The 25813-nt window shown below is 33.4% G+C and carries 24 protein-coding genes; 3 read left to right on the top strand and 21 right to left on the bottom strand.

Going from position 1 to position 25813, the window contains the following annotated elements; all coding sequences use genetic code 11:
* Positions 1–30: 30 nt before the first annotated feature.
* From FT993_RS06180 to FT993_RS06160, 5 genes are all read right to left on the bottom strand, one after another.
* Complete coding sequence (locus FT993_RS06180; RefSeq protein ID WP_147861670.1) at positions 31–555, bottom strand: hypothetical protein; 525 nt, start codon at positions 553–555, stop codon at positions 31–33.
* A gap of 57 nt (positions 556–612) precedes the next feature.
* A complete protein-coding gene (locus FT993_RS06175; RefSeq protein WP_147861669.1) occupies positions 613–1050 on the bottom strand; it encodes a hypothetical protein in 438 nt (145 codons plus the stop codon).
* A gap of 63 nt (positions 1051–1113) precedes the next feature.
* Positions 1114–2358, bottom strand: coding sequence for a hypothetical protein (locus FT993_RS06170; RefSeq protein WP_147861668.1), 1245 nt, complete (start codon positions 2356–2358; stop codon positions 1114–1116).
* Between the two features lie 10 nt (positions 2359–2368).
* Positions 2369–4453, bottom strand: a complete 2085-nt coding sequence (locus FT993_RS06165; protein ID WP_147861667.1) for a T9SS type A sorting domain-containing protein — start codon at positions 4451–4453, stop codon at positions 2369–2371.
* Between the two features lie 62 nt (positions 4454–4515).
* Positions 4516–5025 (bottom strand): outer membrane protein, encoded by a 510-nt coding sequence (locus FT993_RS06160; protein WP_147861666.1) that lies wholly within the window; start codon positions 5023–5025, stop codon positions 4516–4518.
* A 162-nt stretch (positions 5026–5187) separates the two neighbouring features.
* Here FT993_RS06160 and FT993_RS06155 point away from each other — a divergent pair, with 162 nt between their 5' ends.
* Positions 5188–5733 carry an RNA polymerase sigma factor gene (locus tag FT993_RS06155; RefSeq protein WP_147861665.1) on the top strand — a complete coding sequence of 182 codons (546 nt, stop codon included), beginning with the start codon at positions 5188–5190 and terminating at the stop codon, positions 5731–5733.
* The gene (locus tag FT993_RS06150; RefSeq protein WP_147861664.1) at positions 5726–6454 is read left to right on the top strand and encodes a hypothetical protein; all 729 of its coding nucleotides are present in this window, start codon (positions 5726–5728) and stop codon (positions 6452–6454) included. Before FT993_RS06155 ends, FT993_RS06150 begins: the two co-directional genes overlap by 8 nt.
* On the opposite strand, the gene FT993_RS06145 is transcribed toward FT993_RS06150, so the two are convergent.
* Positions 6446–9421, bottom strand: coding sequence for a CHAT domain-containing protein (locus FT993_RS06145; protein WP_147861663.1), 2976 nt, complete (start codon positions 9419–9421; stop codon positions 6446–6448). The two genes, FT993_RS06150 and FT993_RS06145, sit on opposite strands and share 9 nt — an antisense overlap.
* 216 nt (positions 9422–9637) lie before the next feature.
* Here FT993_RS06145 and FT993_RS06140 point away from each other — a divergent pair, with 216 nt between their 5' ends.
* Positions 9638–11254, top strand: a complete 1617-nt coding sequence (locus FT993_RS06140) for an Ig-like domain-containing protein (protein WP_147861662.1) — start codon at positions 9638–9640, stop codon at positions 11252–11254.
* On the opposite strand, the gene FT993_RS06135 is transcribed toward FT993_RS06140, so the two are convergent.
* The 15 genes from FT993_RS06135 to FT993_RS06060 all read right to left on the bottom strand — a co-directional run bounded on the left by FT993_RS06135 (position 11241) and on the right by FT993_RS06060 (position 25658).
* Positions 11241–12017, bottom strand: a complete 777-nt coding sequence (locus tag FT993_RS06135; protein ID WP_147861661.1) for an amidohydrolase — start codon at positions 12015–12017, stop codon at positions 11241–11243. The genes FT993_RS06140 and FT993_RS06135 overlap by 14 nt on opposite strands.
* 490 nt (positions 12018–12507) lie before the next feature.
* Entirely contained in the window at positions 12508–14442 is a 1935-nt protein-coding gene (locus FT993_RS06130) for an AAA family ATPase (RefSeq protein ID WP_147861660.1), read from the bottom strand.
* A gap of 290 nt (positions 14443–14732) precedes the next feature.
* On the bottom strand, positions 14733–15545 hold the full coding sequence (locus FT993_RS06125; RefSeq protein ID WP_147861659.1) for a PoNe immunity protein domain-containing protein: 813 nt from the start codon (positions 15543–15545) through the stop codon (positions 14733–14735).
* A 6-nt stretch (positions 15546–15551) separates the two neighbouring features.
* On the bottom strand, positions 15552–15914 hold the full coding sequence (locus FT993_RS06120; protein WP_147861658.1) for a hypothetical protein: 363 nt from the start codon (positions 15912–15914) through the stop codon (positions 15552–15554).
* A gap of 517 nt (positions 15915–16431) precedes the next feature.
* A complete protein-coding gene (locus FT993_RS06115) occupies positions 16432–17184 on the bottom strand; it encodes a hypothetical protein (protein ID WP_147861657.1) in 753 nt (250 codons plus the stop codon).
* Positions 17184–18164, bottom strand: a complete 981-nt coding sequence (locus FT993_RS06110) for a DNA cytosine methyltransferase (protein WP_147861656.1) — start codon at positions 18162–18164, stop codon at positions 17184–17186. The genes FT993_RS06115 and FT993_RS06110 overlap by 1 nt, the downstream gene beginning before the upstream one ends.
* A gap of 351 nt (positions 18165–18515) precedes the next feature.
* Entirely contained in the window at positions 18516–18668 is a 153-nt protein-coding gene (locus tag FT993_RS12505; RefSeq protein WP_255504436.1) for a hypothetical protein, read from the bottom strand.
* A 279-nt stretch (positions 18669–18947) separates the two neighbouring features.
* Positions 18948–19529: a hypothetical protein gene (locus tag FT993_RS06095; RefSeq protein WP_147861655.1), complete on the bottom strand. Its 582-nt coding sequence runs from the start codon at positions 19527–19529 to the stop codon at positions 18948–18950.
* Positions 19530–19957: 428 nt separating this feature from the next.
* Positions 19958–20167 carry a hypothetical protein gene (locus FT993_RS06090; protein WP_147861654.1) on the bottom strand — a complete coding sequence of 70 codons (210 nt, stop codon included), beginning with the start codon at positions 20165–20167 and terminating at the stop codon, positions 19958–19960.
* Positions 20168–20219: 52 nt separating this feature from the next.
* Positions 20220–20516 carry a Bor family protein gene (locus FT993_RS06085; protein WP_147861653.1) on the bottom strand — a complete coding sequence of 99 codons (297 nt, stop codon included), beginning with the start codon at positions 20514–20516 and terminating at the stop codon, positions 20220–20222.
* A gap of 692 nt (positions 20517–21208) precedes the next feature.
* The gene (locus FT993_RS06080; protein WP_147861652.1) at positions 21209–21799 is read right to left on the bottom strand and encodes a hypothetical protein; all 591 of its coding nucleotides are present in this window, start codon (positions 21797–21799) and stop codon (positions 21209–21211) included.
* A 111-nt stretch (positions 21800–21910) separates the two neighbouring features.
* Positions 21911–22558, bottom strand: coding sequence for a hypothetical protein (locus FT993_RS06075; protein ID WP_147861651.1), 648 nt, complete (start codon positions 22556–22558; stop codon positions 21911–21913).
* Between the two features lie 285 nt (positions 22559–22843).
* Positions 22844–23761 (bottom strand): carboxypeptidase-like regulatory domain-containing protein, encoded by a 918-nt coding sequence (locus FT993_RS06070; RefSeq protein WP_147861650.1) that lies wholly within the window; start codon positions 23759–23761, stop codon positions 22844–22846.
* 162 nt (positions 23762–23923) lie between these two features.
* A complete protein-coding gene (locus FT993_RS06065; RefSeq protein ID WP_147861649.1) occupies positions 23924–24562 on the bottom strand; it encodes a hypothetical protein in 639 nt (212 codons plus the stop codon).
* Between the two features lie 142 nt (positions 24563–24704).
* A complete protein-coding gene (locus FT993_RS06060; protein ID WP_147861648.1) occupies positions 24705–25658 on the bottom strand; it encodes a Fic family protein in 954 nt (317 codons plus the stop codon).
* Positions 25659–25813: the final 155 nt, after the last annotated feature.

Below are 25813 nucleotides of genomic sequence, written 5' to 3'. Positions count from 1 at the left end.
CCTTTCTTATTGTCTATTATAGAAAATATATTAAAAAGCTTCAGTAGTAAACTTACCATTAATTATTTTTATACTTTCGCCGGTTTCATAATTAGTCGCCTCAAAACTAAAACTCCCTTCTAAAATTTGATTATCGGAACGAGTAATTTTTATTTGGCCATCTAAATTATTATTATATTCTAGATCGGTTTCCAAATCGGCGTATGTAACCCAAAATCCATCGATTTCGGTTAAATCAGGAATCCCTTTTATGGGATATGTCCCAACTGGTGGGTTTTCGGAAATAGTTTGATCAAAAGATTTGTAAAATTGCAAGCTAAAACTTTGATCTTCCATGTTATTACCGTCATGTGCAGAAATCATATAGGTGTAATCTTCTACGACGACGATAAAGCAATCGCCTTGTTTTTTTTGATTTTTAGTAGATTCTATTTCAAAACTAATTTTGTTTTTTGGTAATTCATTCGTTTTTTTACTTGAATTGTCATCATCATCTGAGCAAGATAGTAGGCCGCATAACAACAGGCTAAATAGGATTTTAATTCTTAGTTTCATTTTTTTAATTTATTAGGATCTGCTTAGTTTTTTCATCCATTTAATTTCTCCAAATAATTATGGAGACTCTTTAATACTATAAACAAAATACTGTTTATGGGGGGACTTCGGTTTTATCTTATGACTTAAAATTAATTGCTTGTTTTCAAAGCGTTCTATTTCAAATTCTTTTGTTTTTGCCCCTCGAGTAAGCGTAAGTTGATTTTGATTTAATTGCCATGAAAAAGCTTTTTTTTTAGGTTTGCATTTCAAATCAAAGCGTACTTCTTTTCCTTTACCTTCTTCTAAAAATTCGTTAAAGTCTTGTCCGCAATTAGAATTAGACTGATTATGGGGTAAAAGCCAGTGATCGTCAAGATCTCCCATCAAAGTACCTTCAACGTACCATTGTCCAATTAGGTCTTTGGAATTCAACTTTTGCGCGTATAAAATTGCGCCATAAAAGAATAATAAGATACAAAAGCTAAAATGTCTGATAGAATTATTTTTATTCATGATATTTATATTAAAGATGCAAGTTTAAAATGGACACAAGCCATCTTAAACTTGCATACTAGGCTAATTCGCACAGTACTCACTGGCTACATTTATAAAGTTTAAATTGTTTACTGTGAGATTTTCAAAAGGATCTGTACCATATCCGTAAAATGCGCAGTTAGGAATGTCTTCAAAGACACTATTGAGTACTTGTAATTTAGGTTGAGCATGAAGATAAATTGCACCTTTATCTTGTAGATTACCTACAGGAAAATCACCTTTAGCGTTTTTGATGTGGGCGTGTTCAATTCTATTATCTTCTTGTGTATGCCCCAAATAAATACCACCCCAGAAATTTGATTCATAACCTTGGAGACTAACTGGTTCACCACTATTTCCTACTATTTTTAGACTTGCCTGATAGGGAGGTAATAAAGGTGCTACTTGTAAGTATGCATTTGTTCTAAAAACAAGATTGGCTCCAGCTTCTATATTAAGGTGCCCGTTTTTCTTAATATGTACACGCCCATCAATTAAGTAAGGTACATTAAGTTTCTTCCAGCTTACATTTTGCTCTTGTAGCTCATAATTAGTTGTTGTAATATTTACAAAATCTTTTACATTACCTTGAAAATTTGAACTACCATCTAAAATGTGGGTCATTTCAGCTGAAATTTGAACAGGAACCCCATTGTTTTTTGTAAGGTTAAGGTTTTCTGTAGTCACTTTAGCCGATTTGGATATTCCATGAAGATCTAGACCTATGTTACCGCTGTTACTAATCTCAACGTTTCTAAGATTTAAGGCTTGCGGAGTGGACCCAGAAACCCCTTGTACCGCAAGGCTGCCGCGATAAATAGGTGAAGTAGGTTTTAAATCTTGTGAGCCAGCATATTCTATAATGCTATGTTCAATAAGGTTATTTAAATTATGGGATTCTGCAAAGAGTAAGCCTCGCCAAAAGCCTTTCTGTTTTTCGGTGCCAGACAATATTACTGGTAGATCTGGCGTACCTTTTATTTGTAACTCCTTACTTTTATTAGCGATATAAAGCCCAGCATGGCGTTCGAATTCAATAACCACACCAGGTTCTATGCGTAGGTTGCCTTTGACAGTTGCCCAACAAGTTACAACAAAATCTACCGGACGCAAGGGGTCATCCGTCAATATTTGATCTTCCTTAAAAGAATCACAATCTAAGACAATTGGCGGTAATAACTCTTGTACAGGTTCTACGGGAGAATCATCCTCCTCACAACTTGTCATAAAGACAAAACTTACCGATAAAAAAATTAGTTTCAAAAAATTGTTCTGTTTGGTTTTCATATAAATTAGTTTATTGTTTTACAATTATGCTGCTATGATCTCCATTTGCAGTCTTAATGGTTAATAAGAAAGTTCCGGTAGGTAAACCTTCTAAGGATAGTTTTTTCTGGTTCTTCCATTCCTTTAATTTAACCCCTTGGAGATTATATAGTTGGCTACTTAAAATAGGTCCATTATAAAATATGTTCACATCGGTTACAACCGGATTGGGGTATACTTGAATTTTTAAAGCATTGTGTTCATGTGCGGTTGAAAGGCTGTTGTACTCGTAGGCACCAATATCAATTTGTTGGTTTATTATTCGTTCATTTCCAGCTAAATCAATAGGAATATTTTGCTGATTTGTAACAAACTGGTTCAAGTCAGTATTAGGATCACCTGCATCAATAGCGATAGAATTAGAACTTAATTGAAAGTCTTGGTTCGAGCTGTCTTCAAAACCTGGATTTGTTGATTGGCAATTTTGACTGTTGAGTACACCATCGTTATAGGAGGTGGTTTGATTATAAATAGAGTAATTTACATTTAGCGTTGCTCCTGGGCCATTGCCTATATCGGTTATACTACCATAGTTTTCCCATATAACGCTATTTACGATATCTAGGTTGCCAGATAAATTAAGAATACCACCCACACCGGTATTATTTGGATCTCCATTTTGAGATATGGTGAGATTACTCAATTGCATATTACCGGCATTAGCAATGCCACTACCACTACCGGCTGCTACATTTCCTACTACAAGCGTGTTGTTGATTAGCATGGTAGAGTTTTCATTGGCTATGGCTCCAGCGTAGAAATGAGCATTATTATCATTGAAAAAACTATTTTTTATCGTACAAGTCGATTGGTTGTATACTAAAAGTGCTCCAGCAGATTGACCCGTTGCCGAATTGTTTGTAAAGGCAGAACTGATGATATCTAAATTACTAGATTCTGACATAATTGCACCAGCAAGATAACTCTGGTTGCTCTTAAAATCACAAGTGTCAATTTGAATAATAGCATTATCGGCAAATAGGGCGCCACCTTCCTTACTTATGTTGCCTTGAAAATTGCTAGAATAGATGGCAAGTTCACTATCGTAAGCAGCTATGGCACCACCTAATCCGTCGGAACTCTCGTTATCAACAAAATTGGCATCAATAATTGTAAAGTCACTGTTTTGTTTTATATACAGAGCACCGCCATGATCTTGACTTGGGTTAGTTACACCTGCTTTATTATTCATGAAATCTACCTGTTGTAAATTTGCTGTAGCATTTGCCGCCATGATAGCTCCTCCTTCCCTTTGGTTTGTAGAATTATTTATAAAATTGACTTGATTTAAATTTAAGGTGCCATCGGCCACCAATGCCCCTCCTGCATATTCAGCATTGTTATTTAAAAACTGAATGTCTGTTAGATGTGATACCCCTTGGCTATAAAATGCTCCACCTGATACCGTTGCAATATTATTATCAAATACTACCTGATTTAAAGTGGCGGTACCCTTATTGGCCATTCCGCCTCCATAACCCCCAGTGTTATCTAAAAATAACACGTTATTGAGAAAAGCAGTTCCCGAACTACCGATGAAAAAACCTCCACCTGAAGAAGTGCTTTGGTTGTCTAAAAAGCTTACGTTGGTTAAGTTTACTACACTTTGGTTTGTTGCATATAAACCGGCACCTATGCCCATCACGCCATTGCGTATGACAAGATCTTCAATATTAAGTTGATTAGAGACTGTATTAGTAATCACCCTAAAACTAGCTTGACCTTTTACGGCATGTGCCTGTATAACAGTTCCTCCAGGGAGCGTATTACCCGCACCTTTAAGGGTGATGTCTTTGTTTATGTGCAATTGTTCTGTATAGATACCTGAGGCAATGATTATTGTGTCTCCATTATTGGCTTGATTTAGGGTGTAGCCAATAGTGGCGCAGGCATTTCCAGGTTGATCGCAATTCCCGGAATCTGAGCCAGTTGTATCTACATATCGTAAGGTCTGAGCGCATAGACTATTGCCTAAGCTTAGAACTGTCATCAAAAGTACGAGGTTAATACCTCTACTAATTGTTTTATAGTTTATCAAATGAATTGCTGTTTTCATAAAGTTTTGTTTTGATTTGAGTAATAAACTAGCCTCGCAAGTTTAGGCGAGGCCGTAAACTTTTAATTGATGACATATTTAATACCTGCACCCAATACAAGTTGACCGTCATCGATTAATACATATTTGATTTCAGCAAATGGCATCCATTTTTCGTTTAGATTAAAATTGATACCTCCTCCTAGATTTAAACCAAATCTGCCATCTGAGGCTGAGTAATCTCCACCATAACCCCAAGCATTCTCATAAGAGACTTTAATGTGGCTGTAATTTAGCCCACCTAATCCATAAACATTTATTTGTTCTTCTTGTAAAAAATAATAATGAGCATCGGCATTCAACTCCCACCAATTCACTTTAAAACCATACTCATCTTTGGGTAGGTAATAAATGAAAGATGGCGAAAGGGCTAGTTTTTCGGTTAAATCAAATTCTGCGTTTAGGCCTAATCCTAGGTTTTCAATCTCGGATCCGTATGCCATAAAAGCTCCAATTTTTGTGTTTTTTTGTGCCAATAAACTTGAACTAACAAGAATTGTAAATAGACTTAGAAAAAATAATTGTTTTTTCATTTTTAGTGTTTTTAGATTGTTTATTTGCTTATTAATACCAGAAAATTAAAAAGGTAAACAACAAATTGTTATAATTTTTTTAGGATGCAGTGAAAGCTAGTCGAACACATTATAAAAAGTTTAACTTTGTGGTTTGTTTACTTTATGGTGAAAAATATATAAATGCTTAGAGAACAATTTTTGATTGATGCAATAAAAGCTGGAGAGCTAGAAACCTTGGATGGTATCTATCTAGAGCATAAGAAGCCCTTTTTTCTCTTTGCTTATAAGTTAGGTTTAAAAGAAGATGAGGTGGAGGATATGTATCAAGATGTAATCCTTAGCTTTTACCAGAATGTAAAAAGCGGTAGGCTAAATAAACTTAATTGTAGTTTAAGGACTTATTTATTTTCTATAGGAAAATTTAAGATTTATAAACACTTAAAAACAGTACCACGAATCACTATAAATGATAAACATATTTTCTACTCAGAGGAATTAATGCATTTTGAAACCGATTTGCAAGAAGAGCGAACAGAACAAATAAAAGCTTCTTGGGATAAACTGGGCGAGAGATGCCAGCAAGTATTGAATTATTTTTATTATCAGTCTTACTCGCTCGACGAAATTGTTAAGCATTTAAACTACAGTTCAAAAGATGTTCTTAAGAGTCAAAAATCTAGATGTTTAAAGAAGCTAAAAGAATTAATTTGCAAGCCTAATGAATAAAGAAGAATTAAAAGATAAGTATTTTACACAAGGCTTAAGTCAATCAGAGTTTGAGGAGTTTCAAAAATTACTCGAAGAAAACTCGGAATTTGCCGAAGACTTTTATAGTGAGCTTGAAATTCAACAAGGGATTGCCCAAATAGAATTAGGCGGCATAAAAGCTCGTTTGCAAAATTTAGATAAGAGTAAGTCCAAACCTTCGACAATACTAAAATTGCGTTCTATACTGAAATATGCAGCTGTTATATTAGTTATTCTAGGCAGTTCTTATTTCTTTCTTAATCCTTTTAAAACGACTCAAGATTATTTTACAACCTATTTTGAGCCCTACCCTAATCATTTTGAAATAGTAACCCGCTCTGATGCAGAAATTGATAATCCTGTAGCTTTAGCCTTTTATATGTACGAAAGTCAAGAATATAATAAGGCATATCCCCTGTTTGAACAAGCTTATCAATTAAAAGGAGAGCCATACCTACGTTTTTATAAGGCAATTAGCCTTTTGGCAATAGACAAAGATGCCGAAGCAATAGATTTGTTCATTGCACTGAAAAGTGAGTTAAAAGAGGATGCATTATTGAACGCAAACAATTGGTACTTGGCTTTAGCCTACGCCAAAAATAAACGTTATAAAGAATCAAAAGCGATTCTGAAATCCTTAAAAACTAAAGACTCCCCCATGGCGCAATTCGCAAAAGATTTACTGCAAGAATTACCTTGATTTTTTACGGCGAAATAATAGCAGGGTTAAGCTAGTAACCCCAATAATTCCTAATATATAATATAAAGGATTTGTTTTTTTTATTATGGGCTTATTATCGCCCTGCAATACAAATCCTGCCCAATAATATGGGTGTTGTTTCAACGGATTGTTTTTTAAGAACTTTCTTTTAGCTTGCGCTAAAGCCTCAGATTTACCTACTCCTTTCTTTAAAAAGGTGTAAAAATTTATCATTATTTCAGCTGTTTCTTTATCTGGTACTTCCCAAAGACTGTGTATGTTTGAACGCACTCCAGCATAGGTTAATGATTGGGCAAGGCTTTTAAATTCATTCACAGTATTCATTTGACCTATACCTGTATTGCACGCACTAAGCACCACCAGTTCTGCTGGGATAGATAGATTATATAAATCAGAATAATACAGCACATCATTCTCTTGAAATACCAAACCCGATTTTTGAGGGTTTTCTTCGTTTAGAACGGCATGCATGGCCAGGTGAAGAATTTTAAACCTATTACTGTTTTTTATAAAATTATCAATACTGGCGGCATCATTTTTAAATAATGCACCCCTAAATTGACGGGTTATCTTTTCTGCTTCCAAGTTTGCTCCTAGTAACTGAGTGAACCGTTGATTGCTCCAAGTCTTATCTGTTTCATCTCTATGTTCGGGTTGGTAATAATTTGGCGAAAAAGCCGCTAAAAGCTCTTGATCGAGCGTATGGTTAAGGTGATGTTCGCGTATAAATTTCCAAATGCTTAGAGAGTACTCATAACTTAAAGCAAATTGATCTAAAATTTGAATATTATTATATTCCAAAATTTCAAAGGGAATTGCGTGTAATTCTGCTGGACGAATAATATTTAGTTTTTTGTAAAGCGTAATTTCATCTGCTATAGGAGCAATAAGATAGTTGCTTAGCATTTGTATATTTGCCTTTGTCTGAAATCGTGGTTCTTCAAGTTTACTAAGGAGCCGTAAAATCGATTGTTCTACTTGCTTGCTTTTAGCTAAATCAATAATTTTATGTTGATTTTTGGTTAGTAAAAGCAAATAAATGCGTTCAAATCCGACAAAATATTTCAAAATAGCTTCTTCGGGCTCAAGCATACCTTGTAGTTGATCTATACTAATTTGACTTCTAAAAAAATATGAAAAAGCAGGAGATTCTTTATCAATAGTATTCTGCAAACAGGCAATTTGGTTTTTTAAGGCGGCTTTATATTCATCTGATAGATTATCTTGATGGGTATAAGTATAGCGCAAAAGATTATTTTTGGTTATGGTCTGCGGGCTTAAAGCAATAAACTCGAGGTTTTTCTTTTCAAATTCTAAACGTAATAGTTGAGATTCATTAGCTTCGAGTTGTGTCAATAAATCGGTGCAGATAGGCTTGTTTTGGCTAGTAAATACTCTAAATATAGATTCTGTTAGTTCCCGATTCATCTGATGAAGTTTATGATTGTAATGTTCCGTTTGATTATAGTAACCAAAAGTGGCTGCGGCCAAAGCATAAAAATGTATCGATTTACTGATGTGTTGCTGGTTTTGAGTATTCTTAAAGAGTTCCCAATAAAAGTCGGCTATCCCTTTTAGTGCTTTTACATAGTAACTATTATTTTGCGTTTTAAAATGGTTTATATTTACTTGAAATGCTTGATTCGTTTGTTGATTGGTTAACTTGTATATGGCTTCCTGTATTTCCTTCTCTCCCGTCTCAAATTCAAAGGTTTTTAGCCTTAGATTAGCTTTTTTAATTAAGATATTTGATTCGTTGATAGCGCCTATTTGATATAGGCTGTGTATGGCATAAGCCTGATTTAGGAGGCTAATTCCTTTCTCAAAATTCTCTTCTAAGATGCTGATGTTAGCCAGCTTAGTAAAGGCTAGCATTTCATAATAATGCTGCTTATGAATCTGGGCTAAGGGAGTTATTTTGCTTAGCATCTTTTTCCCCTTTTCTAGTTGGTTCCCTTCAGTGTAGGCATCGACTAGTAGGAGTTGACTGGCAAGTATTTGATGTATGTGTTTTTGTTGTTGAGAGGTTGCTAGTTCATGGAATAACTTTTGGCTTTTCTTTAGGGTGATTTCGGCTCGCTTTAAATAATCATTATTTACGTAAAACATAATGCTGCTTCGGTAGAGGTTCAGCTTATCTTGAGCAGCTAAGGCTTGGATGTTTATTGCTTGCAAATCCTTAAAGATCTCTCTTGCCCTTTCTTTATCACCATACTCAATATATAGTTTAATTAGGTTGCTGTACAAGGTAACCAAATAATGAGGTTTTATCTTTTTGTCCTTTTCCCAGTAATACTTAGCTTTTTGTAAACTATTTTGCCTTTCCTTGAAAAAATTAATTTGCCTATAGACAGTTCCTAAGTTATTATAAGCCAATCCTATATCAAAATAGTTCTTTTGTTCAAAACTTTCATATAACTCAATAGCTCGATTATAATACTCTATAGCTAAAGCGTATTGCTTTAAACGGTCATAAATATAACCTAAATCATATATATAATCTGCCTTAGCTTTATCGTTGGGTTGGTTGGTTAATAAGGGAAGACCTTGTTTTCCTATAATTGCCGCTTTATCCCATGATCCGGCGTAAGCTAATGAATGATAATAAGCGTTATGAACATCTATAAGAAAGGTTGGTTTTAACTTTATATTTGATTGCTCTAGAAGTTTCAGCGCATGGGCGTAGAAATCATTGGCTTTTTCATAGTTTGATTGTTCTTGGAAGAACTGTCCCCGAGCATAAGCTCTTTTTATTCTATACTCAATCTCCTGACTTGAATGGAGGCTGTCTGCCTGTAACAGAATGGAATAAGCCTCAATAGCTAATTTATATCTCTCTTGGTCAAGTAAACTATCAGGGTTTTGCAACTTGTTGAATTCGATATTGCCGGCTAGACAATTTGATGCCAGTGTTAAAATCCAAATAATTGAAAAATAAGTACGCATTTTTGTCAAAATTTTCACTAAAATAAATAAAATTTTTATACATTATCGTTGTCTTTTACGAATCCCGAAAATATTCTGTTTTCTGCCTCTACATCCGCTTAAAGCGAAAAGAGATTATTTATTAAAGGTGTTTGAGCTGGTAGAGTTTATTTTTTAGACAAGAAATGAAGTATTATAAAGGCTTATTTTGTTATTTTGCTTAAAATAGGAGAGCAGATGAGTAAAAAATGGGTTTATATGGTTTTGGCACTGGTGGCTTTAAGTGCTTTTACGCATTGTGCCAAGCGCGGGATGCCAACAGGCGGTGAGAAAGATACCATACCACCGGTGTTTCTACGCGCCAATCCTGGGAACTTTACCACCAATTTTAAAGCTGAGGAAATTCGTATCCATTTCAATGAGTTCATCAAATTGCAAGATGCGCAAAAACAAGTTATTTTTTCACCGCCCCTAGATCCCAAACCTACTTTGAGTCCGCTAGGCAATCCGCAAAAATACATCCGCATTCAATTTAACGATACGCTGTTGCAGCCCAATACTACCTACACGGTAAACTTTGGGAATAGCATTGTAGATCATAATGAAGAAAATCCGTTGCCTTTTTTTAAGTATGTTTTTTCTACCGGAGCGCAATTGGATAGTTTGCAAATTAGCGGCAGTGTAAGAAATGCGCTAGAAAGAGAGACAGATGCTTTTGTAGCGGTAATGCTCTACCGTTTAGACAAGCAGTACACCGATTCTATTCCTTATCAAAAGCCGCCCACCTATATTGCTTATACTAAGGATTCTACGGGGCAGTTTAGTCTAGAGAATATGCGTGCCGGAAAATACAAAGCCGTCGCGATAAAAGACGAGAACAGTAATTATTTGTACAACCCTTACCAAGATAAAATAGACTTTTTAAGCGATACCATAAGCCTACCCACCGATAAAACTTTACGTTTTAGTTTGTTTAAAGAAAAGCCTGGCTTTGAATTGGTAAAACTCAAACAAGAATCGGCGCGAAAAGCTAGCATTGGCTATGTAGGAGAATTGCCAGATAGTCTAGAGATTAACCAAATTTATCCGACATATGCCAACGCTAAATTGCCTTACATCAAAAGTTTAGATACCGATACCTTATATTATTTTGTTCCAGAAGCTTTAAAACAAGACAGTTTGGTGATAGCCTACCGCCACCAGCAGCAAGTAGATACTTTGCACACCCGCGTGAAAGAATTGTATAAAGACTCCTTGCAATTTACACCGCTTACCAAACCCAATATCGGTTTATTAGATAGTATTGGCGTTTATGCCAATGTACCTAAAGCCAATTTAGATCTAACAAAGGTTTCGCTGACCGATCAAGACAGTGCGGCAGTAGCCTTTAAATCGGTTTTTAAACCTATAAAAAACCAGTGGGTATTCGGTTTTGAATCGGCTCCCAGCAGCAAATACAATTTACAACTTTTACCTGGCGCTTTTACCGATATTTATGGTGCAACCAATGATACCTTAAGTTTTAACTACCAAACGCCAAGTCTAGATAATCTCGCCAATTTACAGGTAAATGTAAGCATAGATTCGCCGTACCCTTTGCTAGTGCAGGTACTTAATGATCGTGATGAGGTAGTACGCTCTATAAGTCAAAACAATGCGCAAAAAGCATTTGCGTTTAATTACCTTAAACCTGGAAACTATTATGTTCGTTTAATTGAAGATGCCAACGGCAATAAGCAATGGGATACCGGAAATTACTTAAAAAAGCAAAAACCCGAAAAGGTACATTACCTGCCGGGTAAGGTAGAACTACGTGCCAACTGGGAGGTGGTAGAGCAATTTAATATAAGGTAAAGCTATCGGCATCTCGTAAGAAACCCAACTTTTTTCTGACTTTTTGTAATGCTTCTTTGCTTAGTAGCACTCCTTGGCTAATGTCTTTTTCAAGCTTCTCGGGGGTGAGTGCTTGGCCCAACATATCGCAAATTATAGAATGCCCCAGGTACTGGTTTTCATTGGCGTCTTGCCCTATTCGATTTACGCCCACTACATAACTCATATTTTCAATGGCACGCGCCTTTAACAGTTGATCCCAAGCATAGGTGCGGCGTGCAGGCCAATTGGCTACATAAAGTAGCAAATCATAGGCTTCATCTTGATTACGCGACCAAACCGGGAAGCGCAAGTCATAGCATATCAACGGGCAAATGCGCCAGCCTTTATAAGTAATAATGTTAAGCGCTTTACCAGGCGAGTACTTGTGCTGTTCACCTGCTAAACTGAACAGGTGTTTTTTATTATAATGCGTGTATTGACCATCGGGATAAACAAAATACAAACGGTTGTAATACTTTTGCTTTTCTTGAACAATTAAGCTCCCGCAAAGGGCAAATTGATATTGGGTAGCCATTTTTTGCATCCATTGCAAACTGGGGCCGTTGGTCGGTTCGGCTAGGGGTTCGGGATGCATGCTAAAGCCCGTACTAAACATTTCGGGCAGCACCACTAAATCAGTAGAAGCTAAGTTGGCCAATTTAGCCTCAAAATGAGTCCGATTCTTCTGCGGGTCTTCCCAAAAAAGTTGCGTCTGAATAAAACTTACATGTAAATCTTCCATACTTCTAAGATATAAAATACTTCTTGAAAGCGAAGGGTTTTTCCGCTTAAAGCGGATGCTTGAGACGCATATAGCATTGAAAATTAGAATTTTATAATTAATGTTTTGTTTTTAGGGAGCTTACAAATGAATCAATTAGGGTATTAATAAGAAAGATTCAGCATTAGCTTGTTTAGGCTAATTTTGCTGATAAGACAAGGCTAACTCGAGGTAATTGCCCACTAGCGGGGATAGCAATAAACCATTCAATACGCAAAGAGGTGCAATTTATAAGCTTTTTGGGTATCCTAAGTCTACCGCTAAGAAAAGACATGTTGCTAATCATCTCTAAAAGAGCAGCAGAGCAATAGATTAATCCCCAAAGTACCAACCGACAAACAGCCGGATTACTCAACACGGCGTTCGTGTTGGGCTCCCGAAAAAAGAAGTCAAGACAGGCTGTACCGGCCACACAGCTTGCCCCGATTTTTCATTGGGGAACGCTTGGTTATTAGCTTGCGTTATTTTCAAAGAATGCTTTTATTTCTCCTATCCAATTCATTTCTATGTATTCTTCCTCTGATTCTAATTCTTCTATGAATTTTTTAGCAAAATCATATTTGTTGTTGTCAGAATCAAAAAAAGACAGAAGACTTTCATATTCACTTGGTCTTAAATCTAAAGCGAAAAAAGAAGGTATTTCCTCTTTTTCAGAATCCAGATTTACAAAATCTAGTTGCTCAGGATAATCCTCTTTAAACGTTTTTAAAACTTTAAAAAATGCTTTACCATTTAATGAATCTTCTATTTCTGTTGGTGGTGATTTTGGATTTGAGTTAATATTAACTAGTGTTGTTTCTCCATTGGTGTTTACCAGTCTTTTGATTAATATATTTGAAGTACATTGTGAGTTAAATGAAACTAAATCAGCATCAGTATCAAGAATAAAAGCAATTTTTCCATTTACTTCGCGCTTAAACTCATCTATTGCAACCACAAGATATTCATAAATTCTTTTAATTTCATTTGCTCCACCAACTGGAATTATTCTTAGTTTATTGTCACTTCTTAAATCTTTGAAATAATGGTCAAAATATATTTTTTCAGAACTTCCTTCACAGATAACCCAATTAAACGGATTATCATCTAAGATTGAAGAGACAATAGATTGAACAAAATCATTCATACTTTTAAGACGAATATCATATGGAAGCTGTCCTCTTGAATCTCTAATTTGTTGTTTAACCATTTCTCGATAATTGGCTAAACTAATTAAGTCAAATCTATGATTTTGTTCTGTTTTGGTAATAGCTGTTACACTTCCTCTTTCAATAATTGGTAGAAATCCATACCAATGAGTTGAAAAAAGAAATTGATGCGATTCATTTGAGATTTCACTCATTTTCAAGAAATGGTCAAAACAAGCAGACATATGTAACGAACTTTCAGGCTCATCAACTGCTATTATCAAGTTATCACTATTTTCTCTATGGTTTTTTATTAAGCTATGAGTTACTTCTATAATTGCTTTTTGTTTTTCTCCACTGCTTAAATCATTTATTTCTAGCCAATGTTCTCCTTGTCTTTTATGCAGTTTTCTAATTGTAAAAAAAGCATCTATAATTAACTTATAGATGTCAATTTTTCGCAAATTTTGTTGTCTATCAGTTGGTGTACGGAAAGAATAAACTTCAAGTTCTTCTGATAATATTCTTAAAAATTGATTTAAACTAGTATTGATTTGAGAAATTTGTCTATGAGGAACTCTTTCTTCTAAAATTTCATATAAACTTTCTCCCATAAGGGCTTGTATTTCTGTAGTTTCAAGCTTCGTGAAAGTTGCAGGGTCAATATCTTTTGGAATATAAATATACTGATAAAGATTTTTTATTTCTTTTAAAATTGGTAGAAGTGTTTCAAGATTATCTTGATTTAGATTTTGATTCCCAACTTCAGTTTCTGGAAATAGTGCTCTTGCAATTTTATTACAATTAAATATACTTAACGAACAATTTCCATTATAATCAATTCCGAGTGGGAATAAATAATATTCCTCTTGATTAAACGATCTTTCTATTTCTGTTCTTTGTGTAAGAAAAGTTCTTAGATGTGGTCTGTTGATATTTGGGATATCACTTTCTTGTAAAGTCCAAATAGCATTACTAAGTGTTTCTAATGTTGGTTTATTGTCTTCTGAAATTTTATCTTTATGTATTAAGAAAAATGGTGTGATTAAAGGTGTTGTTACAGAAAGACCACTTTTTTTTGTTGAGATGTTATAATTCCATTGTTTGTCATTAAAGTAACAATCGAGAGCTTCTAAAACTGAACTTTTACCAATTCCATTATTACCTACAAATCCACAAAATTTATCTTTACTTGTTATTGGAATATAATTTATTCCTTGATATGTTTTTATGTAGCGTAAAAGTAATCCTATTATCATATGTTCTGTTGGTTGTTTTTAATGCAAGCTAACGGTCTCCTATATCGCTTCGTTGCGGGAAAATTAGCGATTATTTTTCAATTCAGTGATTTTATTCCCAGAAAATCCCGAAACTCCGATTTCAGCCACAAACTCCGCAATGAGCGATATGCAGTGTTGTAGACTGTATTTTTCATCAATTAAATACTTATATAAAATTAAGATTTAAACAATTTTTTAAACAAAAACCTTAAACATTAATAGTTTAAGGTTCTTGCCATTATTCAATTATTGACCTTTAAATAATTCCCTTAAAAACACACTAATCTATCGGGATAAAATCTATTATCTTTAAAACTACTATCATCTATACCTTTTATTTTGACAACTGCCGCTACTTCAAAAGCCCAAAGACCTACGAAACCCGATTTAACTTCATAATTAGGAATATCTTTTAAATTCAGACTTATGAAATGCTTTTTAGGTATTTTAATCCATTCTTTTTTTAAAAAGTCCCTAGTCTCTAATATTGCTTGTTCAGCTTTTAAATCATAAGCTATGTTAACAAGTTTTTTGTACAACTTTGGAATCATCATATAGCGCTGATAACTTTCTTTTTTTAAAACAGGTCTCTTTGAGTATCTAGATGAAATCATATACTCAATCAATTTATCTTTAATATGATCTCTATCGATCAAGTTTACTAAAATATCAAATTCATTTTTAGGTACCTCTAATAAAACTGCTAATGAAAACATTTGGAGCATATGAATATAAGAATTTAGTTTATACTGGTTATATTCTTCCTCCTGCCGTCCGTGGTAAACTTTTGTAATACGTTTATCCCAAACTTGCTCCATAACCTTAACTGCTTCTGAAAATTGACTGCGTAAATTTTCTTTATTATTGCCTATGGAATAGGAAGCGATGAGGATTTGTAATCTTGCTGAAAAAGTTACCAACTTTATTTGTTGCAGATGTATTTCTGTGCTCATTTTATGGGGTCTAGTTTCCCATTCTTCTTTTGGTGGAAAATTTTTAATTTCATACTCTCTTCTATGAACTAAATCTAAATGTTTTTCAATAATATTATTATAGAAAGTATTATCTTTTACATTTTTCATAAAGTATTAATTGTCAAAAACTGTATTTATTTCATAACCATCTGCACCAACATATTTATAATTGATAGTTCCATCTGCTTGAATATAAGCAATGACACGTTCAAAACCATTATTTTTTATATCATTATATAAAGACATATCACCGCCAACAGCTTTCCATAACCTATCTGTATTGTTTTCTAAACCGTTAGAAATCCAATTGTTACTCATTTGTCTCGTACCATCTGATAGATTTGAAAGACCACCAGTACCGTGAAATTTACTTTCTACAATCACATATTCTCCAGTTTCTGGATTTTTAAATATATGGTCTATACCAGTATTATCGCCTATCGGGTCAATGGTCGTGTGTCTATTAACGTGTACCACTTCATAGCCTTTTTCAACAAAATCTATGTCTGTACAAATTTCACCTAAATTACCTTTTCTGGCATTAGATGCAAAAGCAATAGTATTTTTATATTGTTTTTTTAAGGCTTTTTGGCTTGTTCAGCCAATTCTTCTTGAGTGAGCCCTTTAATTTTTCGGGTTTCACTTATTTTCTTTGCAATCCAGTTCATTTGTTTGTTACTTTTATTTAACTCTAAAAGTAGTAATTCGTTTAAAATTTGATAACGATTTTTATTTGACTTTTAGACGACATTTACTTTGTCATTGAATGTCGTAAAGTTTTTCGTAAATGTTTTACAACGGTCTTGTATATGGCTCGTAGCGTGCAAATTATCGATAATTTTTCGGTTAAGCACGAGCCGAATTTTTTAATTTTCTTATTATTTTTTTTATCAATAAGCCAAATTAAAAAATTTGGCGGACTTGCAAATATGCTTTATCTTCGATTAAGCAACTAATTAGCTATGAGCTATATACGGTGTTGTGCCCAGTTTTTTTACTTTCTTTCAATTGTAACCCAAGTCTTGTCAAATCCAATAGCATCGAGTATTTTTTCCTTATCCAATGTTTCGGGTGGTTTGATTTTTAAAATTAAAGTTTCTTCGGGAACTTTTTCTATTATCGTAAATTGTGAACCGTGTGGCTGCCACACAAATTGTTTTGTTCTTGTGCCTTTAATAAAACCTTCGAGATTACCATTTTTATTCCATTCAAAGTTAAAAAGTTCTGAGTCGTAACGAATTGTATCAAATTCAAATACGGCTACTTGGGATAGGTCGTTTGATTTTACAAGTACGACAGTTCTTAAATGTTTATATTTTTCACGTATTGCAGATACACGTTCATTCCAAATTTCTAGCACTTGCTCTCCAATTAAATTTGGGTCAGCAGAAGTATCAATTGTTCCTCCATAAGAATAAACAGGTGAATTTCTGCCAGAAATCAATCGAACTTGCTTTAAGTTTTTAAAGTCTTTTACTCCTGATTTTACAGTTTTTGCTCCCCAAGCTGTATTTCCCATTACAACATCATCCAATCCAACATTTGATGGTTTCCAGTCAGCTCCAACACATAAAGCAAAAATTTGCTCCCATTCATTTCCTTGTAGGTCAGCGCGTCCCTTGCTTGCTAATAAATAAACTATTTCTTGACCGAGAATATATGGAAAATCTGAATTGAATTTATTTAGTGGATAAGCAGAAACGGATTTGCTTACAGTTCTTAATCTTGGTGATTTTCTCTTTGTCATTAACTTGCATTATATTTTAAATCGTATTCTCTTAAAACCATTGATGGGTCAATTGTTGTCGCCACATAAGGCAATAGTTTTTGAGCCACTGCTTTTATCATATTTACTGGAACAGCATTTCCAGCTTGTTTTTTTGCTTGTGCATCACTCACAATAATTTTGTACCAATCGGGAAAACCTTGCAGTCTAAACATTTCTCTTGGTGTTAATCTTCTTTCTCCGTTAACTAAAAGATAATTATGCGAAGCACCTGAACGAAGAGCGCAAGAGAAAGGATAAGAACAGATATTGCCTGATTTGTTTTCGTGCCAAATTGATGGATAATAGGAAGAAGTGTGCTTTTCTTTCCTCTTGGCTTTTATATAATCTGAAGCGAAATATTTCTTATCAACTTTATTTTCTAATATTTCGGTCAGTGATTTGTATGGTTTTTCTGGGTTTGGAAAAGTAAATAAAATTGGTTCTTTATGACCAACAATAACAACCCGTTCTCTTTTTTGCGGTAGTCCAAAGTCCAAAGCGTTAAGTACACTATATTGAACGTGATATCCCAAATCTTTTAAGGATTTTACGATAACTTTTAATGTTTTTCCTTTGTCGTGTCCAACAAGTTGTTTCACATTTTCTAAAATAAATGCTTTTGGTTCTTTTTCCTTAATAATTCTCGCTATATCAAAAAATAAAGTTCCTCTTGTGTCATTTAGACCTTTCATTTGCCCAATTATGCTAAAGGGTTGACAAGGAAAACCAGCAAAAAGTATATCGTGGTTTGGAATGTCCTTTTCATTAATTTTCGTTATGTCGCCAGCCGGTTTTTCTCCAAAATTTGCCTCATAACTTTCTTGTGCATATTTGTCAATATCAGACGAAAACACGCATTCAGCTTGGATTTTATTTTCTTCACAAGCTTCCTCAAACGCTATTCTAAAACCTCCAATTCCACAAAAGAGGTCAATGAATTTTAATTTTTCTTTATACATATTTCAAATATAATATTCTATTACTAAAATTAACAATCAATTGCGAGAATTTGATGTTTAACGGATTTTTTTTAAAATTGGGCACAACTCCTTATATCCACTCAAATATACAATTTTATGGGCATTTTTTATTGGGTAAAGCGCTACCAGTTAATTGCGGTGTAAATAAAAAAGGTTCAGCATTAGCTTGTTTGAGCTAATTTTGGTGATAAGCAAGACAAACGTGAGGTAATTGCGCACTAGCGGGGGTTTAATTTTATCGTTTAGTTTTGAGATAAAATTTTCACTAGTTCTAAAGTTCCACTCTTCCAGTAAATATTGCGAAAGCTTTAGAATTTTAGATTCGGTAAGTTAGGATAAGAATATTTTTATTAAGAAATTTTCTTTAGGAAATGACTCGTATGAAATTCTTTTTCCGTTATCTAATTCTTCAACACCTTGTTTTATTTCAGATTGTTCGGTTGGAGTCAATTCGTCCCAAAAATCAACTTTTTCTTTTTTCACAAAGTCAGCTACTCTTTAGATAAAATCATAGTTTTCAGTTTCCAAATTTGTTTTTAGTAGTTCAAGCTTTGTTGTTCGAATATCCATTATAATTTATCTTAAATTAATCAAATTTACAAAAGATATGATTCAGTTTGATTTTTTAAGTATGAAGCCCAACGGTTCACATTTGAATTGTGGCGGTTTCGAAGCAATTTTCTGTCCACCGAAACCAAAAAGCTTACTGCGTAGCCAAAACTTTGCAGGAAAACGTACGCCGATCAAAAGCTATATGCGTAGTTATTGTTCTGTCTGCTTTCTTTTTTTGATATTTTTAATTCGTTCGATTTGTAATCTATGATTTCGTTGAAGCAATACAGGATAAAAATTAGAGATAAAATTGAATGTTGTAGTCAAAAAGGCAATCCAATAATGTTCTTTGATTAAAACTATTATAACACTGAGTTGAATTACTACCAATGCTGCTAGATGTCCAAATTCAGATTGTCTTGTTTGATACTCTAAGTTCTCTAAACCTGATTTTGTACCGTTAAAATATTTCAGTCTATTATTTCTTTTGCCCCAAAATACAAACAATAGGAACATTTTAAAGTATTGAATTTTTAGAAATTTTGAAGACTTTTTTATCAACTTCTTATTCTTAATTCGATAATAACTTTCGGGCAAAAGTTGACTCGTCTTGTATGCAAAACCAATAAATGCAAAAACTCCTGTAATAAATAAATTCAACAGAAAGGACAGGAATAGTTTACTCCCAAAGTTCAATTCAGAAGGTTCTAACGTCCAAATTGTTTTCAACAATTCATAAGACCTATAGGCTAAGAATATCGCAATAAATGGGAACAATATTTTCTTGATCATTCTTTATTTAAATAGTTTTCTCCTTAATTCAGAATGTTAGTTTGCAATTTTGGCATTTCATACAACTCGTAATCTACACTCAAATATACACTTTTAATAGCATTTTTTATTGGGTAAAGCGCTACCAGTTAATTGCGGTGTAAATAAAAAAGGTTCAGCATTAGCTTGTTTGAGCTAATTTTGGTGATAAGGTAAAGAGAACGCGATGCCATGGTGTAGCAGCGGGGGCAATGAATTATCGTAAAAGAAATATTGTTTTAAAACAAAATATCAAATTTAAATATGCAAACAATAGTAGTACTTGAAATGGCTTGAAAGGAATGTTTGGGGGGTACTATCGAGAAATAGAATTTAGCGCGAATGTAAATAGTGTTTGATACTTACCCATAAGGCTTGTTTAGGAATACAAACACGCGATCATAAATGTACTAAGGATTAGATTCTTTTTTAATGGGAGATTTGGTTTTTCTAGTGCGGTACACCAGTGCGCCAAATAGAATGAATAATACAATTTTTCCCGCCAGATAACCATAGCCATAAGAAGTAAGTCGGCTAAAATCAGTAATAAAAATTTTTAAAATATTAAGTAGCAGCACGAGGCTTATGGCCACTGCGATATAAAAAATTAATTTTCTCATATATGGAGACAAATGGGAGTTTGCTAAAAACGGCAAACTCCCAATTTAAAGATTATTTAGTTACCGTAGTGGTAGTTGGCGTGTAGATTCCAAAGGTAAGCGCAGAAACTAAGCCATTTACAAAAGACTGTCGGGTGTGTACCGTATAATTTTCGGCACCGTCAGCCATTTGCTTAGAATCAGAAACTCCTACTGGCGCAAGACCATAAACTACGTAGTGGTTCCACTTAGTAGTTTGGTTAGATCCTTGAGCTCCTTCGCCTACAACGCTGGTATACGAATAACAAGAAGTAAGTAGCATAGATGCAGCAAATAAAACTGACATCATTTTTAGTGATTTTTTAATCATTTTTTAAAATTTAATGGTTATTTAAAATACTCTTTTTGAGTGGGTTTGGTCTATTTTGGTTTTTAACGTCCAGATTTAGTATTACTTAATATCAAAAAAAAATTTAGCTTTTCATTTTAACCCTTTTACGATTTGATTGTTAAATATTTAAATTGTCCTGGAGTTATCGCAGTTTTCTAAGATTTTCGAGACAAATATATTAAAATATTTAAAAAAGCAAAGCTTTTTAAAGTTTGTTAAAATCATAATTTTATTTAATAGGCTAAAAGCCAGTAGATGGAATTTGGCGTTTTTACTCGTATACGGTTTTGCGTAAAATCTATGTTTCGCAGATTTTAAAATCGGAAACAAACAAAACCCGCTGGTTCCGCTTTTCATCAAAATAAATTTCAGGTATGTTTTCTATTGGCATTTTGTGACTGTTGATGGTGGGTAGATAAATTTAATTGATTTTAGTAAGCAACCATCCCTTTTCTTTTGATGCCCACCACATCACAGGCTATGCAGTCACCATCTTACAACTGTTTAAGGTGTCTTTTGGTTGCTGGTTAGGCTGGCTAATAAAATCCACTATTCCTATTAATCTTATTGGGGTATTTTCATAAAACATAATAGACAAGTCTGTGCTGCTTAGGCTTTGAATGCTGTACTTCCTGAAAATTGCCAGTTCATTTAGACATCACACCTTTTAGTCACATCGTGCGTTCTAGGTTATCGCCCAATATAAGTTGTTGCTTCTCATTGTATCCCATAAATTGGGTAGAAATAATTTCACCCTCCTGCATAGCTACCCATTGATTCTTATCTAGCATATGGGATAGATGAATTAAGCCCAATAACGAACCGTATTGCCAATTAAAGTGAACGCCTAGGTCGGCAAAAACACCATATTTTGACTTTTGTAAAACCACTGCCCGATAGCAGGAATGCAAGGCCAGCGGTGCCGGCTCAAAAGAAGAAGATTTGGCATCGATTAAAATACCAACCGGATTTTCTTTTAGGCTGTGAATACTTCCGCTAAAGCTATGACCCACTAAATGACGGGAGGCATTGTGCCAGAATTTAATATTGGGGTAAGACCAAGCAAAATGACCAAAGCTAACAAAGGCAAACAAGCCGTTCACTTTTATGCTAAAGCCTTTATCCTTGGCTTCTATTATGTTAAAGCTAATAGGTTCTTCTTGTTCAAAAGCCTGCCTTACTCCTTGCAAGGCTTGCTTTAAATAAGCCGGTAGCTTAGCCGCTGCTGTATTTGATGAGTGCTGTGTATTTTCGTTTTTCATCGGGTAAAGCTTTAGACTGTTTCTTTGGCATTTAGCCTTATCACTGTTAGTGGTTGAAATATAGGATTTTTGCTTGACAAATAAAACCGACGGCCCCAGTATAATTCTTTTTTAATCAAGTTTAAAAAAATCTTCGGCCTGCCGCAGCACATGGTCTTTCCCGTATTCCCCTAAATAGTAATAGTAGCGGCCATTGGGTTTTATCAAAATATAATTGCCAAGGGGCACAGTCTGCTTAAAGAATAAAATAAAAAGCGCATCTTTTTCATCGGCTAACCAATTTAAACGATTGGCGTGGTGGTAGTCTAAAGTTTTAATAGTGGGGGCGTGCATCCAAAATTGCTTTATTGGCGCAAGTTGATGCAATTTCTTTAAATAATTCTTATGGTAGATATTCCATTTCGATCGGCTAGAATGATCTGATGGTTGATCATTTTCGGGATATCGACTAAGGTAATTGATGACTATATTTTCATTTTCACGGATTTCTTTTCCGCTTAAAGCGGATAAATACTGTTTCAATTGCAAAAAGGTAGTAGGTGGTAAGGTGCCGGTATTTTCTCTACGAATCAAGCGATACTGCAAAGTTGAATCGGTGGCTGTAATTTGGTTTAAACTATTGGTTTCTTCTTTTAGTTTAAAATAAGCTTGCCAACCTATCTCCTCATCGTCTAGGTTGTAGAAAACTTTTGGTTTATCATTGTTCTGCCCTCTTGCGCCGAGGCTAAGGAAGCTTATAATAAAGAGTATTTTTCTCAAATCGAAACTTGGTTTATAAACAAAAAGTTAATTAGCCCTACTAAATTAAAGGATTGATTAGTAATTTACAATAATAAAGGCAGTTGATTTTATTTTTACTCAACCTATTTCAAGGAAAGTTCGTGCTTTATGTTTTTACCAAGGATCTCGTATATCCTTCTTTTGAAGGAATTTAATACTGAAGATAGTAAAAAGAACTGGCATAGACGCATAAACGCTTGTGCCCGAAGAACACAGAGCCACAGTTGAAGATATATGTTAGATATATGTTGTTGACTTCGTTTTCTAATTTTCTTTTCTTATTAAAAGGTATATTCCATTTTCGGAATTATTTGAATATAAAATTTTCGCAAATTTAGGTTCGAAGTAATAAAAATGAAATTTATCACTTAAATGATTTAATTCTTCAGACTTTAGTTTTTTTAAAAACTCATCTATTGTCATTTCTTTATTTTCAAATAGAAATATCGCTTCATCTTTATCGTAAGAACAAGAAACTCGTCCCAAAATTACGTATGAATTTTTAATTTTAATTTCCTGATTATTTGAAATATTTTTCTTTGATAAGATTAAATCTGTGGTTTCAAACTGGGTATTATTCTGATCGAATGAAACTTTTATAACATTTTGATCTTTTATTAGCGCGTTTGGGATTTTAATAGAAAAATTTCCTTTTTTATCTGAATAGGTAGTTAATATCTTCTCAAGTGTAACAAAACTAATTTTTGCATTGATTATTGGATTTCCATTTTTATCAGATATAACCTTGCCTTTAAATTGGGTTGAGTCATTAGGTTTAAGATTATTTGATTTTTTTGTGGAAGAAATTCTTTTTGATTTCAAAATGGAATCTGTTGACTGTACCAACTCAGTTCTTGGCTTAGCATTTTCTGCATTTAAAGGTTGACCAATAGATAATGAGGTAGCAAGCATTAAACCTATTGCTATATGAGAAGAAGGTAAATTGTAATTTTTTTTTGGCTCAAAGTTCAATAATGGCATATTCAATTGTCGCTGAGCTACTCTTGCACAAATATTACCGTTTGCTTTTTTAATTTTATCAGATATTTCAAATTGGTTCAATTGGGTGAAATCAATTACTTTTTTTGAACATAAATTACAAAAACCACCTTTTTCATTAGGGTTCATATTTTCCCATTTTTCGTTGCAAGGCTTTTTAATTTTTAATGATTTTGTTTTCATATTTAATTTTTTGCAATGATTGGCAAATGTTTGGGCTATGCTGTCTTTACGGAAAAATCAATAAGATTTTTCTGTATAAGACTATCAATTTGTAAATATGTAGGATTTTCCGACAAGGAAAATCCGCCGATATGCAGTACAGCCATTGTTGGCATTAATATTTTAATTATTCAATTTACTAAACAATTCGGATAATTTGCTGTATCCAATGAAATCATTAATAATTTTTCCGTTTTTCATAACTGCAAAATGTGGTTGAGCATTTGAATCCAGAAGCTCCTTTTGTTTTTTAACTAAATAATCAAACTGCTCTTTTTTAAATAAATCATAATAGTACAATTTATTTTTCTTCAGAAATTGAATTCCAATAACAGAATTTAAATCGGTTAGAAATTTATCGCAACTTATTGAAGCCGTGCTACAAAATAGAATAATTCCGTAATCAATTTTATCAATGTTTTCAAGTATCAATAAATCATTAAACTGAATCAATTTGTCTCTTTTGTTAGCATAATCTTTCTTTACAGCTGATTTTACAAAATCACTATTATAAAGTTTATGTTTTAAAATTAAGGGCAAGCAATTTTTAACTGTTAAGGTATCAATATTTTTATTTTCATTTATTCTCTCTGTTAGAATTACCCCCAAAATTCTCAATTCTTTTTCTCCGTACCCAACTTTCTTTAGTTCATCTAAATCTGAATTTAAATCAAACTCTAGAATTCTTTTTTGGCTTATATCCTGTGAATAAATTGGTAAGATTAAAATAAGTAGTAGAAATGTTGTAAGTATCTTTTTCATGTTTTTGGCGACGTGTTTGTAAATGGTTTGTTACGTGAAAATCCGCGAGGGTTTTCCGCCGTAAACCGAAGATAGCAAATTTGCGAGGACATTCCGGTAGGAAAGTCAGAAGCAATGAATCATAGCCAGTTTTTGTGTCCAGTTATTTTAAACGATACACTGTCTTATTTTTTTCTCCTATTTTTTCAAATAAATTTAATTCAACTCCTTTTTTTAAATCTCTACTTGCAGTTGCTGATGAAATGTCTTTAAAAATATTCATATAGTCTTTTCTAGTAAATTCTGTTTTATTTAATGAGAGATAATATTCTAATCTATCTTTTTCATTTAACGTACGATTATTAAAATTTAATAGCTGACTTATTGAAATGTCAATTACATTAAGCATATATTCAATAAACTTAGTTGATTTTCCAGCTTTATCACTTTCAGCCAAAGCTTTATAATATTTTTCTTGGTCATTACTGATTAAAGTTTCAAAAGGCAAAAATTCAAAGATTGGATGTTTTTCCATTAAAATTAAAGTTTGCCATAATCTTCCCATTCTACCATTTCCATCCAAAAATGGATGTATAAATTCCATTTCGTAATGAAAAACACAACTTTTAATTAACTCAATTTCATCAGACTTTTTCAAATATTCAAAAAGGTCTTTCATTAAGTATGACACATTTTCAAATGGTGGTGCTAAATGCTCAACTTTAGAACCTTTTACAATTCCGACACTTTGATTTCTATATTTTCCAGAATTTTCGATTAAACCTTCCATTAAGTTCTGGTGTGCTTGTAAAAAAGATTTTTCATTAGAAGGATTGTAATCATCTAAATTTTCATAAATTTTAATTGCATTTAAAACTTCAATAACATCTTTTTTAGGCCCAATAACTCTTTTGTTTTCAAGAAGTGCAGTTATTTGTTCTTCTGTAAGTGTGTTTCCTTCTATTTTTAACGAAGAATGAATAGTTTTGATTCTATTCTGTTTCCTCAATTTAGGTGAAGGTCTGTTTAATAAATTAGCATTTACTTCTCCTATTTTCTCTGAAATGGAAGTTATTAATTTTAAAATAGAAGATGTTATTTCGTAAGGTGGTTTCATTTTTGATACTATCATTTGATACTATCAAAGATACCATCATTTAATCTGAATTATCTTATGAAACGTGTTTTTTTATTTGGGCGCAAAGGGTTTGTGTATGATACGTTGCAGAAAAATTCACAGGATTCTTTCCGCCGTAAACCGAAGATAGCAAT

It is taken from the genome of Mesonia sp. HuA40, assembly GCF_008017835.1.
Lineage (GTDB): Bacteria > Bacteroidota > Bacteroidia > Flavobacteriales > Flavobacteriaceae > Mesonia.
The sequence above is the reverse complement of the archived record's forward strand: the minus strand, read 5'-3'. Positions and strand labels throughout refer to the sequence as shown.

Excerpts from the sequence above, each read along its gene's own strand:
- FT993_RS06180 (WP_147861670.1), bottom strand. The coding sequence starts at position 555 with ATGAAACTAAGAATTAAAATCCTATTTAGCCTGTTGTTATGCGGCCTA.
- FT993_RS06175 (WP_147861669.1), bottom strand. The coding sequence starts at position 1,050 with ATGAATAAAAATAATTCTATCAGACATTTTAGCTTTTGTATCTTATTA.
- FT993_RS06170 (WP_147861668.1), bottom strand. The coding sequence starts at position 2,358 with ATGAAAACCAAACAGAACAATTTTTTGAAACTAATTTTTTTATCGGTA.
- FT993_RS06165 (WP_147861667.1), bottom strand. The coding sequence starts at position 4,453 with ATGAAAACAGCAATTCATTTGATAAACTATAAAACAATTAGTAGAGGT.
- FT993_RS06160 (WP_147861666.1), bottom strand. The coding sequence starts at position 5,025 with ATGAAAAAACAATTATTTTTTCTAAGTCTATTTACAATTCTTGTTAGT.
- FT993_RS06155 (WP_147861665.1), top strand. The coding sequence starts at position 5,188 with ATGCTTAGAGAACAATTTTTGATTGATGCAATAAAAGCTGGAGAGCTA.
- FT993_RS06150 (WP_147861664.1), top strand. The coding sequence starts at position 5,726 with ATGAATAAAGAAGAATTAAAAGATAAGTATTTTACACAAGGCTTAAGT.
- FT993_RS06145 (WP_147861663.1), bottom strand. The coding sequence starts at position 9,421 with ATGCGTACTTATTTTTCAATTATTTGGATTTTAACACTGGCATCAAAT.
- FT993_RS06140 (WP_147861662.1), top strand. The coding sequence starts at position 9,638 with ATGAGTAAAAAATGGGTTTATATGGTTTTGGCACTGGTGGCTTTAAGT.
- FT993_RS06135 (WP_147861661.1), bottom strand. The coding sequence starts at position 12,017 with ATGGAAGATTTACATGTAAGTTTTATTCAGACGCAACTTTTTTGGGAA.
- FT993_RS06130 (WP_147861660.1), bottom strand. The coding sequence starts at position 14,442 with ATGATAATAGGATTACTTTTACGCTACATAAAAACATATCAAGGAATA.
- FT993_RS06125 (WP_147861659.1), bottom strand. The coding sequence starts at position 15,545 with ATGAAAAATGTAAAAGATAATACTTTCTATAATAATATTATTGAAAAA.
- FT993_RS06115 (WP_147861657.1), bottom strand. The coding sequence starts at position 17,184 with ATGACAAAGAGAAAATCACCAAGATTAAGAACTGTAAGCAAATCCGTT.
- FT993_RS06110 (WP_147861656.1), bottom strand. The coding sequence starts at position 18,164 with ATGTATAAAGAAAAATTAAAATTCATTGACCTCTTTTGTGGAATTGGA.
- FT993_RS06095 (WP_147861655.1), bottom strand. The coding sequence starts at position 19,529 with ATGATCAAGAAAATATTGTTCCCATTTATTGCGATATTCTTAGCCTAT.
- FT993_RS06090 (WP_147861654.1), bottom strand. The coding sequence starts at position 20,167 with ATGAGAAAATTAATTTTTTATATCGCAGTGGCCATAAGCCTCGTGCTG.
- FT993_RS06085 (WP_147861653.1), bottom strand. The coding sequence starts at position 20,516 with ATGATTAAAAAATCACTAAAAATGATGTCAGTTTTATTTGCTGCATCT.
- FT993_RS06080 (WP_147861652.1), bottom strand. The coding sequence starts at position 21,799 with ATGAAAAACGAAAATACACAGCACTCATCAAATACAGCAGCGGCTAAG.
- FT993_RS06070 (WP_147861650.1), bottom strand. The coding sequence starts at position 23,761 with ATGAAAACAAAATCATTAAAAATTAAAAAGCCTTGCAACGAAAAATGG.
- FT993_RS06065 (WP_147861649.1), bottom strand. The coding sequence starts at position 24,562 with ATGAAAAAGATACTTACAACATTTCTACTACTTATTTTAATCTTACCA.
- FT993_RS06060 (WP_147861648.1), bottom strand. The coding sequence starts at position 25,658 with ATGAAACCACCTTACGAAATAACATCTTCTATTTTAAAATTAATAACT.